The sequence below is a fragment of the Dactylosporangium sp. CA-152071 genome (assembly GCF_050936335.1).
GTDB classification, from domain to species: Bacteria; Actinomycetota; Actinomycetes; order Mycobacteriales; family Micromonosporaceae; genus Dactylosporangium; species Dactylosporangium maewongense.
In genome coordinates this window covers 3886399-3901178 of record NZ_JBNJMZ010000002.1, presented here as the reverse complement: position 1 = coordinate 3901178, position 14780 = coordinate 3886399, and the positions used below count along the sequence as shown (strand labels likewise).

Sequence of the window (14780 nt, the reverse complement as noted above, 5' to 3'; positions counted from 1 at the left end):
GGAGTGGTACTTCTTGTCGCCGGCCAGATCGGGAAGCGGCTGCGGGAGTGAGCGCGCCGCCGGGGGTGGAGGGCCCGGCGGCGCGGGCGGTGCTCAGCTGACGGTGCAGGCGGCTCCGTTCACGGTGAAGGCCGTCGGGCGGGGGTTTGTGCCGGTGTACGAGCCGTTGAAGCCGATCGACACGGTGCCGCCGGTGGGGAGGGCGCCGTTCCAGGACTCGTTGCGGGCGGTGACGGCGGCGCCGGTCTGGGACCAGGTCGCCGACCAGCCCTGGGTGACGCGCTGGTTGCCGGGGAACGTGAACGCCAGGGTCCATGCGGACAGCGCGGTGCCGCCGGTGTTGCGGATCGTCACCGCGCCGCCGAAGCCGCCGCCGCCCCACTCGCTCGCCGTGTACGTGACCGCGCAGGTCGCGGTCGGATCGGTGCCGCCCGGGGTGGTGACCGTCGCGGCCGCCGAGGCGGGACCCGTCCGGCCGGCGGCGTCGACGGCGACGACCGTGTACCGGGTCGTGGTGCCCGGCGTGAGGCCCGTGAGCTGGTACGACAGGCCGGTGACCGTGGCCAGCAGGGTGCTGTCGCGGTACACCCGGTAGCCGGTCGGGGTGCTGCCCGAGGCCGGCGCGGTCCAGGTCAGCGTCGCCGAGGTCGAGGTGACCGCCGACGCGACCGGGGTGCCGGGCTGGCCGGGCGACTCGACGGTGCCGGTGTAGCTCAGGCCGAACCCGAACGGGAACAGCGGTGTCTTGCCGTCGCCGTCGTTGATGGGCTCCTGGGACGCGGTCTGCATCCAGGTGACAGGCAGCTTGCCGGTCGGGTTGTGGTCGCCGAAGAGCACGTCGGCGACGCCGGCGCCCTCGGTGCCGGGCAGCCAGGCGGCGAGCAGGGCGCGCCAGTCGGGCAGCTGCGCGGCGATGTCGAGCGGGCGGCCGGAGACGAGGACGACCACGACCGGGACGCCCGACGCCTTGAGCGTGTTGAGTGCCTGCAGGTCGGTCGCGTCCAGGCCGAGGGAGCCGGGCCGGTCGCCCTGGCCCTCCGCGTAGGGGGTCTCGCCGATGACCGCGATCGCCGCCGTGTAGGAGCCGTCGATGCCGGCGCCGGTCGCGTTGTACTGCACCGTCGAGCCGGGCGCGGCGGCGCGGATGCCCTGCAGGATCGTGGTGCCCGTGGTGGTCTGGCCGCTCGCGCCCTGCCAGTTGATCGTCCAGCCGCCGCTCTGGTTGCCGATGTTGTCGGCGCTCTTGCCGGCCACGAAGTAGCGCCCGCCGTTCTTCGCGAGGGGCAGCACGTTGCCGGTGTTCTTCAGCAGCACCTGCGACTCGCGGACGGCCTGGCGGGCCACGGCGCGGTGGGCGGCGCTGCCGACGGTCGGGGTGAACGTGCGGTCGGCGAGGGGCTTCTCGAACAGCCCGTACTCGAACTTCTTCGTCAGGATCCGCCGGTTGGCGTCGTCGACGCGGGCCGTCGTCACCCGGCCGGCCTGCACCTCGGCCCGCAGCGTGGTGATGAACGACTTCCACTCGGTGGGCACCATGACCATGTCGATGCCGGCGTTGACCGCGCGGCGGACCTCGGAGGCGGTGAACCCGGTGCCGCCCTCGATCTGGTCGATGCCGTTCCAGTCGGACACGACGAAGCCCTTGAAGCCCAGCTCGCCCTTGAGGACGGTGGTGATGAGGTAGTCGTTGCCGTGCAGCTTCTGGCCGTTCCAGGAGGAGTACGACACCATCACCGACGCGACGTTGCGCCGCACGGCCTCGGTGAACGGCGGCAGGTGCACGGCGCGCAGCTCCGCCTCGGACAGCTGGGTGTCGCCCTGGTCGACTCCGCCGGTCGTGCCGCCGTCGCCGACGTAGTGCTTGGCCGTGGCCAGCACGCCCTTGCCCTGGTAGCCGTCGATGATCGTGGCCATCTGCACGGGCAGCTCGGGCTTCTCCCCGAACGACTCGTAGGTGCGGCCCCACCGGTCGTTGCGGGCCACGCACAGGCACGGCGAGAAGGTCCAGTCGACGCCGCTGCCCTGCACCTCCTCGGCGGTGGCCGCACCGACCTGCTGCACCAACGCCGGGTCGCGGGTCGCGCCGAGGCCGATGTTGTGCGGGAAGATCGTGGCGCCGGCGAGGTTGTTGTGCCCGTGCACCGCGTCGGAGCCGTAGATCAGCGGGATGCGCAGCGGGGTGGCCAGGGCGCCGTTCTGGAACCGGTCGACCATGTCGGCCCAGCCGGTCGCCGTGTTCGGCGAGGGCGCCGAGCCGCCGCCGGAGAGGATCGAGCCGATCTTGTACTGGGTGACCTCGGCCGGCGTGACCGACGCGCGCTCGGCCTGGGTCATCTGCCCGATCTTCTCGTCGAGCGTCATGCGTGACAGCAGGTCCTCGACCCGGGTGGCGACCGGCAGCGACGGGTCCTCGTACGGCACGGCGGCCAGCGCCGGCCGGGCGACGGTCAACGTCGCGGCGACGAGAGCGCAGGTGGCGGCGAAGGTGATGGCGGAGCGGCGCATCCGGGTGTTCCTCCTCGGCGGCAGGGGGCTCCGACGCTAAGCCGCGGCTGCCCCCGTACGCCGGTCGCCGCTCCCGCAAGAGCACGAAATCCCTGCTCACCGCGCCGCCAGGAATGAAAGCTACAAAGCCGCACCGGCCGACGGATTGCCGTCGGCCGGTGCGGTGGTGGGGTGTGTCGAACCAGCAAAGCGTCAGAAGCCGAGCTTGCCCGCGCCCGCCTTCGCGGACACCAGGGCCGGGACCGCCGTCGCGGGGTCCGGGGCCGCGGCCCGCAGGGTCGGCACCCAGGTGCCGGCCGTCAGGTCGGGCTCGTGGCCGGCGTTGTACTCGTCGACGAGGCTGACGGCCGAGACCGGGCCCGTGCCGATCCGGGTGGCGGTGCCGACCTCGGTGATGGTGCCGGGGGCGGTGCCGCGCCAGTCGTACACGACGGACGACAGCGGGATGTCGGCGCTGCGGAGCAGGAAGTTGTTCTCCGCGTAGAGCGAGGCGTAGACGCCGACGCCCCACGAGTAGCTGTAGCTGTCCTCGTCGGTGGCGTAGAAGTAGTTGGAGTAGACGTCGACCTGGCCGAAGCGGACCCGCGGCACGCGCTGGCCGACGTTGGCGAAGCGGTTGTGGTGGATGGTGACGCGGAGCTTGCCGACGTCGGCGCCGACGGTGTTCGAGGAGCCGATGAGCATCGTCTTGTCGTGGTCGAAGAAGTTGTTCCACGAGATGGTGACGAGGTCGGAGGCGCGGATCACGTCGAGGGCGCCGTCGTGGACCTGGTACGGGCGGCCGAAGTACAGCGGCTGCGTCTCGTCGGTGTTGTTGCCGTCGCTGAAGTTGTTGTGGTCGGCCCAGACGTGGGTGGAGCCGGTGACGGTCACCGTGTCGTAGAGGGAGTTCCAGTTGCCCAGGGCGCCGTCGGTGGGGTCCCACGAGGGGAAGCAGTCGTGGGCGTCCTCGAGGCGCAGGTTGCGCAGGATGACGTTGTCGACCTTCTCGACGAGCAGGTTGGCGCCGGTGATCTTCGAGCCGCCGAGGCCGACGATCGTGGTGTTGCCGCCGACCTTGATGTTGACCCGCGCGCCCTGGTTCTTCGCCGACCGCGCCCGGGCGTCCTCGAGCGGGCCGGTGGGCTTCGTGGCGCGGCCCCAGACGGCCGGGTCGTACGCGGCGAGGAACGCGTCCAGGCTGTACGCCGGGTCGGCGTAGTCGGCGCACGTGTGGCCGGCGTTGGCGTCGATCCCGCCGGACACGAAGACGATCTTCGGGGTGTCGCCGGCGACGGCCGCGGCCAGCTCGTCGCGGGTGCGGACGGTGAAGACGTGGTCGGCGTCGGCCAGCGCGCCGCCGGTGGTGCCGGTGGTGTCCGAGGCCCAGCCGTCGCCGGCGGGCAGGGCCTGACGGGCTGATGCGAGGGCGGCGGGGGGTGTGCCGGCGCCTGCGAAGGCGATCGGGGCGCTGACGGCCGCGCCCGCGAGCAGTGCCGCGCCGGCGACGGCGGCGGCCACGACGGTGGTCTTGCGCATGCAGACTCCAAAAGAGGCGAGGAAAGCGCATTCCTAGCGCCAACGTGCCACCCGGTACAGAGCGGAGTCAATGCTCTGCGTTTGCAGGATTGTTGCAGTCAGGACGGCTGGATGACCCAGTCCGGATGCTTCCGGGCGAACGCGTCCAAGGAATCCGAACAGGCCGCGGCGAACAGGTCGAGCGTCACGGGGTCCAGCTGCTCGAACGCCGTGCCGTTGCGGGTCGCGGCGTTGAACTGCCCGCCGTTGGTCCGCAGCATCGTCACCGCGTCGGGGCGCAGCCCGCGCAGCTGAAACATCCAGTCGGTGACGGACCGCCCGTTGCCGTCGAAGGTCAGCGACTCGCCGACCGCGGTCAGCGTCCGGTCGAGCGCGAGGGGGTTGCCCAGCACGCCGGCCGAGGTGACCCGGCGCCCGAGCGCGGTGAGCAGCTGCTGCTGGTGGCGCTGGCGGCCGTAGTCGCCGTCCGGCAGCAGCTCCCGCTGCCGCACGTAGTCGAGGGCCTCCCAGCCGGCGAAGTGGCGGCAGCCCACCTCGTACACCTGCGGCCTGACCCCGGGGATCCGCTCGGGGCGGAACGTCGGGGGGATCAGGCGGAACGGCGCGGTCTGCCGGCCCTGCGCGTCCCACCCGATGTGCACGGACACGGTCCGCACGTCGACGCACAGGTCGACGCCGCCGACCGCGTCCACGACCCGGCGCAGCCCGGCGAAATCGATGATCGCGCCGGCATCGAAGGCGAGGCCGGTGCGCTGCCGCACGGTCGTGGCGAGCAGCGCGAACCCGCCGGCCCGCCCGCCGCCGCCCTGCGACCCGGCCGCGAACGCGGCGTTGAGCTTGTCGGTGCCGTGCCCGGGGATCTCGACCCGGGTGTCCCGCGGCAGCGACACCAGCCAGGCCCGGTCGCCGCCCGCCGACACGTGCAGCACGATGATCGAGTCGGCGCGGGCGCCGGCCTGGTCCTCGCCGGGCCGCGCGTCGATCCCGACGAGGAGGATGTTGCGCCCCGGCTGCGCCGACGCCGGCGGCGGACTCCACCGGGGCGCCGACTCGATGGTGATCTGCCGAGGGGGCGGGCGGTCCCGCGCCGCCTCGCCGAGCAGGTCCACCTGGTCGACGGCGCCCTCGTAGTGCCGCCACGCCACGGTGCCCCCGCCGACCAGCGAGACCAGCGTGACGGCGGTGACGATCATCCCGCGCCACACACTGCAAGCATCGGCGGGCAGGGCGCGGATGTTAGGAGTCGCGGTACCCGTACCGGCGCCGCAACGGCACGGTGAAGGCCCCGGTCAACCGGCGGTGCCGCGGCGCCATCCCCCTCGTCCACTCGTCGTCGAGCCGCAGGTGGACCGCCCCGGAGCGGAACCGGACGGGGTTGCCGGAGACCTGGTGGGTGGGGCGCACGAACACCTCGCCGCGGTCGCCGACCGGCACCGCCGCGGCGGGGACGCCGCTGAGCCGGGTGACGGCCCGCAGCGTCGCGTCCGGCGCGGCGACCAGGTCCTCGTACCGGAACCGCAGGTACGGCAGGCCCGCCCGGCGGGTGATCCGCTCCGTCGCGAGGTTCCACGCCGACCAGTACAGCGCCGTGGACGCCGGGTGCATGCGGGGCATCAGCTCGCCGTTCGGCGCGTCCGGGTCCTTCTTGTGCCGCTGCCACGAATACGCGACGGCCCGCGGGTCGCGGACGATGTGCGCCACCCGCACGTCCAGGCCGGGCGCCTGCAGCAGCGCCGTCAGGTAGGACGGGAACTTCGAGGAGTCGACGACGACGTCGGCGCCGCTGACCTTCGCCACGGCCCGGTACAGGTCGGCGAGGGCCCGGTAGTACCAGCGCAGCTCGTCCGCGCCGGGCGGCCGGGTCGGGCGCAGCACCAGCCCCGGCAGGTGCCGGGTCCGGAAGCGGCGGGACGCCTCGTCGAGCTCGCGCAGCTCGTCGTCGTCCGGGATGCGGCCGAACGCCTCGTGCAGGACCTCCACCCAGAACTCGCACGAGCGCAGCGGCGTGCCGCAGCTGCACCGCCGGTTCTGCAGCAGGCCGCGCTCCCAGAGGAACTTGATCTCACCGACGCCGACGAGGCCGGGCACCTGGTCCAGCATTCCCTCCGCGAGGGTGCTGCCGCTGCGGCCCCACCCGGCGAGGTACAGCACGCGGGTGGTCGGCGGCTCGTCGGTGTGCACCTTCGTCCAACGTTGCGCCGCCATCGCGGGTTACGACCTGGTTGGACCGTTTTGCCGGGGCGTTTGACCCGCCATGGATCAGGGGTACCACGGCGTGATGCGACGCGGGTTGGTCATCGCCGCCGTGGTCCTGACCCTGGTCCTCGGCTGGGGCACGTTCGCCTCGACCCAGCCGCCGGGCCGGCACGAGTTCCGCGCGACGGCGGTCGAGGCCGCCCAGTCGGCGCACGACGCCCTCGAGTCCGCGTATGCCGCCGGCACCGAGCTGCGGCAAGGCCGGGTGACGACGCTCTACGTGACCGTCCTGCTCGACGGCGGCACCAGGCGCACCGCCACCCGGATCGACAAGCTCGCCCACCTGCCGCCGCCGGACGACGACATGCGCGCGCTGCGCGACGAACTCGCCCCGATGCTCACCGAGAGCATGCGGCGTCTCGGCGACACCGCCGCCGAACCCACCGAGGTCGGGGCGCTGCCGGCGCTCACCGAACGCCTGTCGGTGTTCCTGGAGCAGTACGGGTGAGGCGGTCCTTCCCTCATCACCCCGGCAGCGGCTCTCCTGGATCCTGGAACCCGCCGCCCGTGCCGTGCCGGGGCGCAACAGCAGGCGGGTAGCCTGGTCCGACGCGCGCTTCGAACCGAGATCCCGGGGTAGTGATCGCCGGTCGGGGCGAGATCGTCTTTGACTGGAGAGGTTCCGATGTCCGACCTTGCTCAGATCGGCGTGACCGGTCTCGCGGTGATGGGACGTAACCTGGCCCGCAACCTGGCCCGCAATGGTTACGCCGTCGCCGTGCACAACCGCTCCTACGAGCGGACCCGCCGCCTCGTGGACGAGTTCGGGCACGAGGGCACGTTCGTGCCGAGCGAGTCGATGGCCGACTTCGTCGCGTCCCTCGCACGCCCGCGGGCCGTCATCATCATGGTCAAGGCCGGCGGTCCCACCGACGCCGTCATCGACGAGCTGATCCCGCTCCTGGAGCCCGGCGACATGATCGTCGACGCGGGCAACGCCCACTTCGCCGACACCCGCCGCCGCGAGCAGGCGCTGCGCTCCGCCGGTCTGCATTTCGTCGGTACCGGCGTCTCCGGCGGCGAGGAGGGCGCGCTGCTCGGCCCCTCGATCATGCCCGGCGGCTCACCCGAGTCGTACCAGACCCTCGGCCCCATGTTCGAGAAGATCGCCGCGGTCGTCGACGGCACCCCGTGCTGCGTGCACGTCGGCCCCGACGGCGCCGGCCACTTCGTGAAGATGGTCCACAACGGCATCGAGTACGCCGACATGCAGCTCATCGCGGAGGCCTACGACCTGCTCCGCGCCGGCATCGGCGCCACCCCGGCCGAGATCGCCGACATCTTCCGCACCTGGAACACCGGCGACCTCGAGTCCTTCCTCATCGAGATCACCGCGGACGTCCTCGGCCACGTCGACGCCGAGACCGGCCAGGCCTTCGTGGACATCGTCCTGGACCAGGCCGAGCAGAAGGGCACCGGCCGCTGGACCGTGCAGAGCGCCCTCGACCTGGGCGTGCCGATCACCGGCATCGCCGAGGCCACCTTCGCCCGCTCCCTGTCCGGCCACGCCGACCAGCGCGCCGCGGCCCGTGCGGCCTTCCCCTCGACCTCGGGCGGGCTCCAGGTCGAGGACCGGGACCAGTTCATCGAGGACGTGCGCCTGGCCCTCTACGCCTCGAAGATCGTCGCGTACGCGCAGGGCTTCGACCACATCGAGGCCGGCTCCGCCGAGTTCGGCTGGGACATCGACCGCGGCGCCGTCTCCACCATCTGGCGCGGCGGCTGCATCATCCGCGCCCGCTTCCTCAACCGCATCCGCGAGGCCTACGACGAGAACCCGTCGCTGAAGAGCCTCATGGTCGCCCCGTACTTCGCCGACGCCGTGAACTCCGGCGTCCCCTCCTGGCGCCGCGTCGTGGTCGCCGCCGCCCAGGCCGGCATCCCCACCCCCGCGTTCTCGTCCTCGCTGGCCTACTTCGACGGCCTGCGCGCCGAGCGCCTGCCCGCCGCCCTGATCCAGGGCCTCCGCGACAACTTCGGCGCCCACACCTACCGCCGCACCGACCGCGACGGCTCCTTCCACACCCAGTGGGCCGGCGACAAGAAGGAACACACCGCCTGACCCACCCCCCTCCCCGGACCGCCACGCCACCTTGCTCCACCGGCGTGGCGGTCCGGCGTTTCACCCCCAGCCCGTCGCCGTTGGGGCGTGCGGCATGGCTGGCACAATTGCCAGATGGAGATCCTTCCCGGTGAAGGTGTGGCGCTGGCGAAGGTCGGCGAGCGCCGCGCGGACGTGGAGCGTCGCATCGGTGGCCCCGTTCACCCTGGTCGTTCCAGCAGGGCGGTGTACGACACGAGCCCATGCCTCGTCCTGACCTACACGCCGGACGAGACCGTCGAGGTGGTCGAGATCGCGTACTCCGGCGGCGGTGAGGAGGTCTTCTTCGACGGGGTGCAGCTGACCTTCCGCTTCCTCGACGACGTCGTGGCTGACCTGGCGGCGAAGGGCCACCGGTACGAGCCGATCGACATCGGGTACCGCTTCGAGCCGGGATTCGCGATCTTCTCGATGGCGTCGATGGACGCGTCGGACCTGGACCCTGCGGCCGACGAGGATGATCCTCGCCTTGTCTGCGAGGGCGTCTCGGTGGCGCCGTACGACTACTTCCGGCCGCCGACCGACGAGGAGATCGAGGAGTACATCCGCAGCCGCGGAGGGAGCGTCTGACCGGCCGGTGGTTGGCGGCGGCTTACGATGCGGGCGTGACGGTGTACGACGTTGCGGAGCGGTTGCCTGCGGTTGAGGTGGTGCGGCGGCGGTGCAAGGCGCTGGCGGTGCTTGACGCGATCGTCGGGGGTGACTACTACACCTACGACCGTGCGTGGGGCGGTGACGAGGCGGCGGCGATGCGTAACGGGAGCGGTGAGGAGTACGACATCGTCTTCACCGCCGGCGGGGGTGCCTTCGTCCGGGGTGTCTACCACGAGTCGTCGATGTTCAGGTACACGGACGGCGGGCTGTGGCCGGGGCTGCTCGACGGGCTTCCCCAGGAGTTCGAGGCCATGGCGGCCGAGCCCACCTTCAGCGGCCCGGGTGGCACGCTCGACGCCACCTTCGTCCTGTGGCGGCGCGCCGGTGACGAGCGGTGGCACGCGGGGGAGGACATCGACTTCTCGCCCGCGGACGACGACGAGGTGGACCCGGACGGCTCGTGGCTGCTGGACGTCCTCTTCGACGACATCGCCGAGCAGTACTGCACGTACGCCGAGGAGGTGCACGAGGTCGTCCTGCCCAGGGCCGCGGTCGGGCACGTCGCCGCGTTCCTGCCGCTGACCGGCGCGGTGATCCGGGCGATCAACCCGGCGGCCGCACCGGGTCACGTCCGCGTGGCGGCCGAGAAGTACGGGTACCCCCTCGAAGCGGACCGGTAGCCGGCGTCACAGCTGCCAGACCGACACCCGCTCGCGGTGGCAGGCCAGCAGCGTGGCGGTGGCCAGGCACTTCGGCGGGGCCGGCCAGTGCTCGGTGCGGCCCAGGACGGTCACCGCGCCGGTGGTGAGGTCGAGGCGGGCGACCAGCGAGCCGCCGGGGTTGCGGCCGGTCACCAGGGCGGCGTGGCCCGGGAGCGCGGCGACGACGTCCCACGGGCCGAAGCGGCGCACGACCCGGCCGGTGGTGGCGTCGAGCACGACGGCGCCGAGCGCCGGGTCGGCGGTGTCGGGGGTGGGTTCGGTCGCCCACATGAGGCCGTCGCCGAACGGGCCGAGGTCGGTCCAGCCGGTGATGCTCCACCGCGGGTCGCCGGTGTCGGGGTCCACCACGGTGGTCCGGCCGACGGTGCCGGTGCACAGCAGGGTCCCGCACCACCACAGGCCGCCGGCGGCCGCCATGGCGGTGCGCTGCCAGAGGCGGCGGCCGGTCGTCAGGTCGTACACGGCGCTGTCCAGCAGCGTGGTGCGCTCGAAGTGGTAGACGAGCAGCCGGTCGCCGGCGACGTCGAAGCCGTCGACCGCGCCGAGGCCGGGCAGCGCGACCGTGCGCACGACCGCGGCCGAGCCGGCGTCGCGGATGAGCAGCGTGCCGTCGGGGTCGAGGTCGGCGATCTCCCGCCGGCCGCCGGCCGCCGCCAGGACGCGGCGGACCGAGGGCGTGCCGAGCTGCCAGCGGACCTCGCCGGTGCGGACGTCGAGGCCGAGGAGGCGCCCGTCGATCACGTCGTCCGCGCGGGCGAGCAGCAGCCCCGGCGGGCCTTCACCGGACGGCGGCGACGGCACGGACCCGTCGCGCCGCCAGACCTCGGTGCCCGTCGCGGCGTCGAGGCCGACGAGGGCGGCCGTGCCGGTCGCCGGCTCCTCGACGGCGAGGACCACGCGGCCGTGCGAGGCGGCCAGCAGCCGCGCGCCGGGCTCGACCGGGACGCTCCAGCGGCGGGTGCCGCCCGGCATCCGGTACGCCGCCACGGCGGTCCGCATCAGCAGGACCAGCGTGTCGCCGTCGGCGCGCATGTCGCCGATCCCGTCGCCCTCCAGCACCACCGACGGGGCCGGCGGCCCCGACGCGGAGTCGGCCGTCATCGGACCGCTGCCGGGCAGGACCAGCACCATGACGAGCAGCCCCGGCAACCACCAGGGGCGGCGTGCCGGCGCCGCCCGCACCGGGCCGGGGGCATCGAGGTCGATCACCGCATCAGTGTCACTCGGCACGGACCGCGCGGATACCGCGCGGCCGAAAGCCGGGCACGGCGGCGACGGCGATCAGGGCTCCCGCCGCGGCCGCCCCGGCGGTCAGCCCGAAGGCCCAGGCGAACGAGCCGCTGGTCAGGACCAGGGTGAGCAGGGCGATCGTCACCGCGCCGGCCAGGTATTGGGACGTGGTCAGGACGGCGCCCGCCGAGGACTGGTGCGCCGCCGGGACGTCGCGGGCGCCGAGGACGAACATCGCGGTGTAGACCATGCCGTGGGCGAAACCGGTGACCAGCAGGCCCGGCAGGAGGCCGCCGGCGTAGGAGCCGCCGGCGAACGCCGCCAGCCAGGCCAGGCCCGCGGCGGCCAGGGTGAAGCCGGCGGACAGGACGGCAGGGGAGCCGAACCGGCGCACCGCCCGGCCGGTCACGGCGCTGCCCACCGTGACCAGGGCGGCCAGGGGCAGGAACGCCAGGCCGGCGCGGAGCGGGGAATAGCCGCGGGACGTCTGCAGGAGCAGGGTCACGACGTAGAACTCCGCGCCGACGCTGGCCATGTAGAGCGCGGTCGCCGCCACGCCCACCCGCAGGCTGCGGATCCGGCGCAGCGCCAGCGGGATGAGCGGGGTGCGCGAGGTGCGCTCGTGCAGCGCGAAGCCGGCGCCGAGCAGCACCGCCACCACGGCGGAGAGCAGCAGCGCGGAGCCCGGGAAGGTCAGCGCCAGCACCGCGGCGAGGGCCGCGCCGGTGCCGAGCAGCGCGCCCGGCAGCGGGATCCGGGCGCCGCCGCGCGGGGAGGGGCGCAGCAGCCACGCGAGGCCGCCGAGGGCGCACAGCAGGGTCACCGGGACGTTGACGAAGAAGGTCCAGCGCCAGGACAGGCGGGTGAGGGCGCCGCCCAGCACGACACCCGCGGCGAGACCCGAGGCGCCGACGGCACCCCAGACGGACAGCGCCCGGGCCCGCGCGACGAAGAGGGTGCCGAGCAGGCCGAGGACCGCCGGTTGCAGCAGCGCGGCGGCGACCCCCTGGGCGAAGCGGGCGGCCAGCAGGACCTCGCCGCTCCCGGCGAGACCACCGGCGACCGAGGCGGCGCCGAACAGGACCGTCGCCGCGACGAAGAGGCGGCCCGCCCCGACCCGGTCGGCGAGCCGGCCACCGAAGAGGAGGAAGCCGGCGAACGGCACCGCGTACGCGCTCACCACCCACTGCGCGGCCGTCAGCGACAGGTCCAGATCGGCGGCGATCGCGGGCAGCGCCACGTAGACGATCGAGTAGTCCAGGGCCAGGAGGAACTGCGCGAGGGACAGCAGGAGCAGTGGCATGCCCGCATCGTCGGAGGTTCACACTGATGTGAAGGTCAAGCGGAACGCGAGGGTGAGTGAGCATGCGCATAGGTGAGTTGTCCCGCCGGACGGGTATCCCGGCCCGCCTGCTGCGCTACTACGAGGAGCAGGGCCTGCTGACGCCGGAGCGGAAGGACAACGGGTACCGCGACTACGCCGAACACCTCGTCGACCGGGTGCAGCAGATCCGTGGGCTGCTCGACGCCGGCCTGCCGACCCGGGTCATCCGGGAGGTGCTGCCGTGCACCGACAACCCGTGCACGATCACGGTCTCCGACGCCAGCGACGAGCTGATCGCGCTGCTGGCGGCCGAGCGCGACAGGATGGACGCGCGGATCGCGTGCCTGGCGCGCAACCGCGACGCCATCGCCGCGTACCTCAAGAAGGTGGAGGACAACCTTTCGCCGGGACGGCGTCGTTGACCGCAGGGGACCGCCCCGGGGGAGGGGACCGTTGGACGACTTCGAGGCGTACGTGAGCGCGGCCTGGCCGCGGCTGCTGCGCTCGGCTTGGCTGCTGACGCACGACTGGCACCGGGCCGAGGATCTGGTGCAGACCGTCCTGGCCCGGGCGTACGGGCGCTGGCCGCGGATCCGCGACGGCGCGCCGGACGCGTACCTGCGGGCGATGCTCGCCAGCACATACCTGAGCTGGTGGCGCCGCAAGTGGCGCGGCGAGCTGCCGACGGAGCGGCTGCCGGAGCTGCCGGCGGGCGGGGGTGAGCTCGAGGAGGTGGAGCTGCGCCACCTGCTCGCCGGTGCCCTCGCCCGGCTGCCGAGGCAGCAGCGGGCCGTGCTGATGCTGCGCTTCCACGGCGACTTCACCGAGACCGACACGGCCCGCGCCCTCGGCCTGAAGCTCGGCACCGTCAAGTCGCACACGGCCCGGGCCCTGGCGGCGCTGCGCAACGATCCGCAACTGCTGGCACTGCTGAGCGAGGGGGTGCGCCGATGAGCGACGAGCAGGTCACCGACCTCTTGGAACGGGCGGTCGCCGAGGTGCCGCCGGCGCTGCTGCAGGCGCCGCACGCCGGGATCCGCCGCCGGATCCGCCGGCGTCGCATCGCCCGGTCGGGGGCCGTGGTGGCCGCCGCCCTCGCGGTGCTGGCGGGGTTCGCCGCCGCGCCCACCGGCGGGGCGCCCGACGTGCCCACCGGCGGACCGGCCGCGCCCACGGGCCGGGCGTGGGTGCCGCAGGTCCCGTGGGACGTGGCGCGGATCGACCGCTCCGGCACCCGGATCACCGTGTACGCGGCGCCGCTGCCCGGCAAGTGCGTCGAGCGGGACCCGGCGGACGACCGGGTCGAGTGGGCGGACAACCGGATCACGCTGCACCTCGCCGGCTCGTACGCCGGCTGCGGCGACGACAGTCAGCCGGCGTCGCGGACGTTCGAGCTGCCCCAGGCGGTCGGCGGCCGGGGCATCGTGGACGGCCGGGAGCCCCTGGAGCCGCGGGTCCTGGTCCGCGCCGCGGACCTGCCCGACCTGGCGGCCGGCGGCTGGACCGAGCTCCCGGCGGTCCGGCTCCACAGCGTGCTGGTGTGGCGCTTCACCCGGCTCGGCGGCCCGGACCTGGCGCTGCGTGCCTACCGCCTGAGCCCGGGCGTCACCCTCTCGGAACCCGACCACACGCTGCGGCTCGGCAGCCGGACGGCGGCCGTCTACGACCGTCCCGGCGACCGGTCGGCGGGCTGGTGGTCCGACGACCACCAGGTCTGGTACACGATCACGGTCGTCGATCCGGCGATCGGAAAATCCGGGTTCGACGCCGTGCTGCGTGGTATGACCTGGGCGTGACCACACCCCTGACCCAGCCCGTCATCGAGGTGGCGACCCCCGCGCACCGGGACGCGGTGGTCGCCACCGTCGTCGCCGCGTTCGCCGCCGACCCCGCGTTCCGCTTCTTCTACCCGGACGACGCCACCTTCGAAGGCGACGCGGCGGCGCTCGCCGGCGGGCTCTTCGACGCGCGGGTCGGCCACGGCACCGTCTGGGTCGCCGACGGGGGAGCGGCCGTCGCGATGTGGGACGGGCCGGACGCGCCGCCGTCGGGTCACGTGCCGACCGGGCGGTTCGCCGTGTACGAGCACGCCGTCGCCGCCGTGATGCCGACGCACCGGCGCTGGTACCTCGGGGTCCTCGCCTGCCACCCGGAGCACCGCGGCCGGCGCCTCGCCCGGGCCGCGATGGCACCGGCCCTGCGGCGGGCGGCGGAGGACGGGCTGCCCGCGCTGCTGGAGACCTCCAATCCCGTCAACGTCGAGGTGTACCGCCGCGCCGGATTCGACGTCGTCGAGCACCTGACCGTCGACGGCCGGCTGCCGGTCTGGATCATGCGCCGCCCGCAGGCCTGACCTGGGGAGAGCGCTCCCCGCGCCACGCATATCAGGGTTCGTCACTACTCCACGCAGCGTCGACGGCCCGTGAGCTGCTGGTAGTCGATGTTTGGAGAGCGCTCTCCCATTCGCGCCGAAGCATTGACACGACTCGACCAAGGGTCCACAGTGACCGGATGAGAGAGCGCTCTCTCA

At 73.5% G+C, this 14780-nt stretch carries 14 protein-coding genes; 8 read left to right on the top strand and 6 right to left on the bottom strand.

Annotation, left to right across the window (positions count from 1 at the left end; all coding sequences use genetic code 11):
- Nucleotides 1-93: 93 nt before the first annotated feature.
- The 4 genes from ACQEVZ_RS57485 to ACQEVZ_RS57470 form a co-directional block, all read right to left on the bottom strand.
- On the bottom strand, nt 94-2505 hold the full coding sequence (locus ACQEVZ_RS57485; RefSeq protein WP_433384929.1) for a glycoside hydrolase family 3 N-terminal domain-containing protein: 2412 nt from the start codon (nt 2503-2505) through the stop codon (nt 94-96).
- Between the two features lie 192 nt (nt 2506-2697).
- Nucleotides 2698-4023, bottom strand: coding sequence for a pectate lyase family protein (locus tag ACQEVZ_RS57480; RefSeq protein WP_433384926.1), 1326 nt, complete (start codon nt 4021-4023; stop codon nt 2698-2700).
- A 98-nt stretch (nt 4024-4121) separates the two neighbouring features.
- The gene (locus ACQEVZ_RS57475; protein ID WP_433384923.1) at nt 4122-5228 is read right to left on the bottom strand and encodes an LCP family protein; all 1107 of its coding nucleotides are present in this window, start codon (nt 5226-5228) and stop codon (nt 4122-4124) included.
- A gap of 31 nt (nt 5229-5259) precedes the next feature.
- On the bottom strand, nt 5260-6228 hold the full coding sequence (locus tag ACQEVZ_RS57470; protein WP_433384920.1) for a sulfotransferase: 969 nt from the start codon (nt 6226-6228) through the stop codon (nt 5260-5262).
- Nucleotides 6229-6301: 73 nt separating this feature from the next.
- Here ACQEVZ_RS57470 and ACQEVZ_RS57465 point away from each other — a divergent pair, with 73 nt between their 5' ends.
- The 4 genes from ACQEVZ_RS57465 to ACQEVZ_RS57450 all read left to right on the top strand — a co-directional run bounded on the left by ACQEVZ_RS57465 (nt 6302) and on the right by ACQEVZ_RS57450 (nt 9654).
- Nucleotides 6302-6727, top strand: a complete 426-nt coding sequence (locus ACQEVZ_RS57465) for a hypothetical protein (RefSeq protein WP_433384917.1) — start codon at nt 6302-6304, stop codon at nt 6725-6727.
- A 177-nt stretch (nt 6728-6904) separates the two neighbouring features.
- The gene (gndA, locus tag ACQEVZ_RS57460) at nt 6905-8341 is read left to right on the top strand and encodes an NADP-dependent phosphogluconate dehydrogenase (RefSeq protein ID WP_433384914.1); all 1437 of its coding nucleotides are present in this window, start codon (nt 6905-6907) and stop codon (nt 8339-8341) included.
- Between the two features lie 114 nt (nt 8342-8455).
- Complete coding sequence (locus ACQEVZ_RS57455) at nt 8456-8950, top strand: hypothetical protein (protein ID WP_433384911.1); 495 nt, start codon at nt 8456-8458, stop codon at nt 8948-8950.
- Between the two features lie 35 nt (nt 8951-8985).
- On the top strand, nt 8986-9654 hold the full coding sequence (locus ACQEVZ_RS57450) for a hypothetical protein (protein WP_433384908.1): 669 nt from the start codon (nt 8986-8988) through the stop codon (nt 9652-9654).
- Between the two features lie 6 nt (nt 9655-9660).
- On the opposite strand, the gene ACQEVZ_RS57445 is transcribed toward ACQEVZ_RS57450, so the two are convergent.
- Both ACQEVZ_RS57445 and ACQEVZ_RS57440 read right to left on the bottom strand, forming a co-directional pair.
- Complete coding sequence (locus tag ACQEVZ_RS57445; RefSeq protein ID WP_433384905.1) at nt 9661-10905, bottom strand: PQQ-binding-like beta-propeller repeat protein; 1245 nt, start codon at nt 10903-10905, stop codon at nt 9661-9663.
- Between the two features lie 10 nt (nt 10906-10915).
- Nucleotides 10916-12229 carry an MFS transporter gene (locus tag ACQEVZ_RS57440; RefSeq protein ID WP_433384902.1) on the bottom strand — a complete coding sequence of 438 codons (1314 nt, stop codon included), beginning with the start codon at nt 12227-12229 and terminating at the stop codon, nt 10916-10918.
- 62 nt (nt 12230-12291) lie between these two features.
- Between ACQEVZ_RS57440 and ACQEVZ_RS57435 the strand changes: the two genes are divergently transcribed.
- The 4 genes from ACQEVZ_RS57435 to ACQEVZ_RS57420 are packed head-to-tail and all read left to right on the top strand — an operon-like array spanning nt 12292 to nt 14603.
- Nucleotides 12292-12672 carry a MerR family transcriptional regulator gene (locus ACQEVZ_RS57435; protein ID WP_354890983.1) on the top strand — a complete coding sequence of 127 codons (381 nt, stop codon included), beginning with the start codon at nt 12292-12294 and terminating at the stop codon, nt 12670-12672.
- A gap of 31 nt (nt 12673-12703) precedes the next feature.
- Complete coding sequence (locus tag ACQEVZ_RS57430) at nt 12704-13204, top strand: SigE family RNA polymerase sigma factor (protein WP_433384899.1); 501 nt, start codon at nt 12704-12706, stop codon at nt 13202-13204.
- Complete coding sequence (locus ACQEVZ_RS57425; RefSeq protein ID WP_433384896.1) at nt 13201-14046, top strand: hypothetical protein; 846 nt, start codon at nt 13201-13203, stop codon at nt 14044-14046. The genes ACQEVZ_RS57430 and ACQEVZ_RS57425 overlap by 4 nt, the downstream gene beginning before the upstream one ends.
- Nucleotides 14043-14603 (top strand): GNAT family N-acetyltransferase, encoded by a 561-nt coding sequence (locus tag ACQEVZ_RS57420; protein ID WP_433384893.1) that lies wholly within the window; start codon nt 14043-14045, stop codon nt 14601-14603. Before ACQEVZ_RS57425 ends, ACQEVZ_RS57420 begins: the two co-directional genes overlap by 4 nt.
- Nucleotides 14604-14780: the final 177 nt, after the last annotated feature.

Excerpts from the sequence above, each read along its gene's own strand:
- ACQEVZ_RS57470 (WP_433384920.1), bottom strand. The coding sequence starts at position 6,228 with ATGGCGGCGCAACGTTGGACGAAGGTGCACACCGACGAGCCGCCGACC.
- ACQEVZ_RS57455 (WP_433384911.1), top strand. The coding sequence starts at position 8,456 with ATGGAGATCCTTCCCGGTGAAGGTGTGGCGCTGGCGAAGGTCGGCGAG.
- ACQEVZ_RS57485 (WP_433384929.1), bottom strand. The coding sequence starts at position 2,505 with ATGCGCCGCTCCGCCATCACCTTCGCCGCCACCTGCGCTCTCGTCGCC.
- ACQEVZ_RS57425 (WP_433384896.1), top strand. The coding sequence starts at position 13,201 with ATGAGCGACGAGCAGGTCACCGACCTCTTGGAACGGGCGGTCGCCGAG.
- ACQEVZ_RS57435 (WP_354890983.1), top strand. The coding sequence starts at position 12,292 with ATGCGCATAGGTGAGTTGTCCCGCCGGACGGGTATCCCGGCCCGCCTG.
- ACQEVZ_RS57465 (WP_433384917.1), top strand. The coding sequence starts at position 6,302 with ATGCGACGCGGGTTGGTCATCGCCGCCGTGGTCCTGACCCTGGTCCTC.
- gndA (WP_433384914.1), top strand. The coding sequence starts at position 6,905 with ATGTCCGACCTTGCTCAGATCGGCGTGACCGGTCTCGCGGTGATGGGA.
- ACQEVZ_RS57480 (WP_433384926.1), bottom strand. The coding sequence starts at position 4,023 with ATGCGCAAGACCACCGTCGTGGCCGCCGCCGTCGCCGGCGCGGCACTG.
- ACQEVZ_RS57440 (WP_433384902.1), bottom strand. The coding sequence starts at position 12,229 with ATGCCACTGCTCCTGCTGTCCCTCGCGCAGTTCCTCCTGGCCCTGGAC.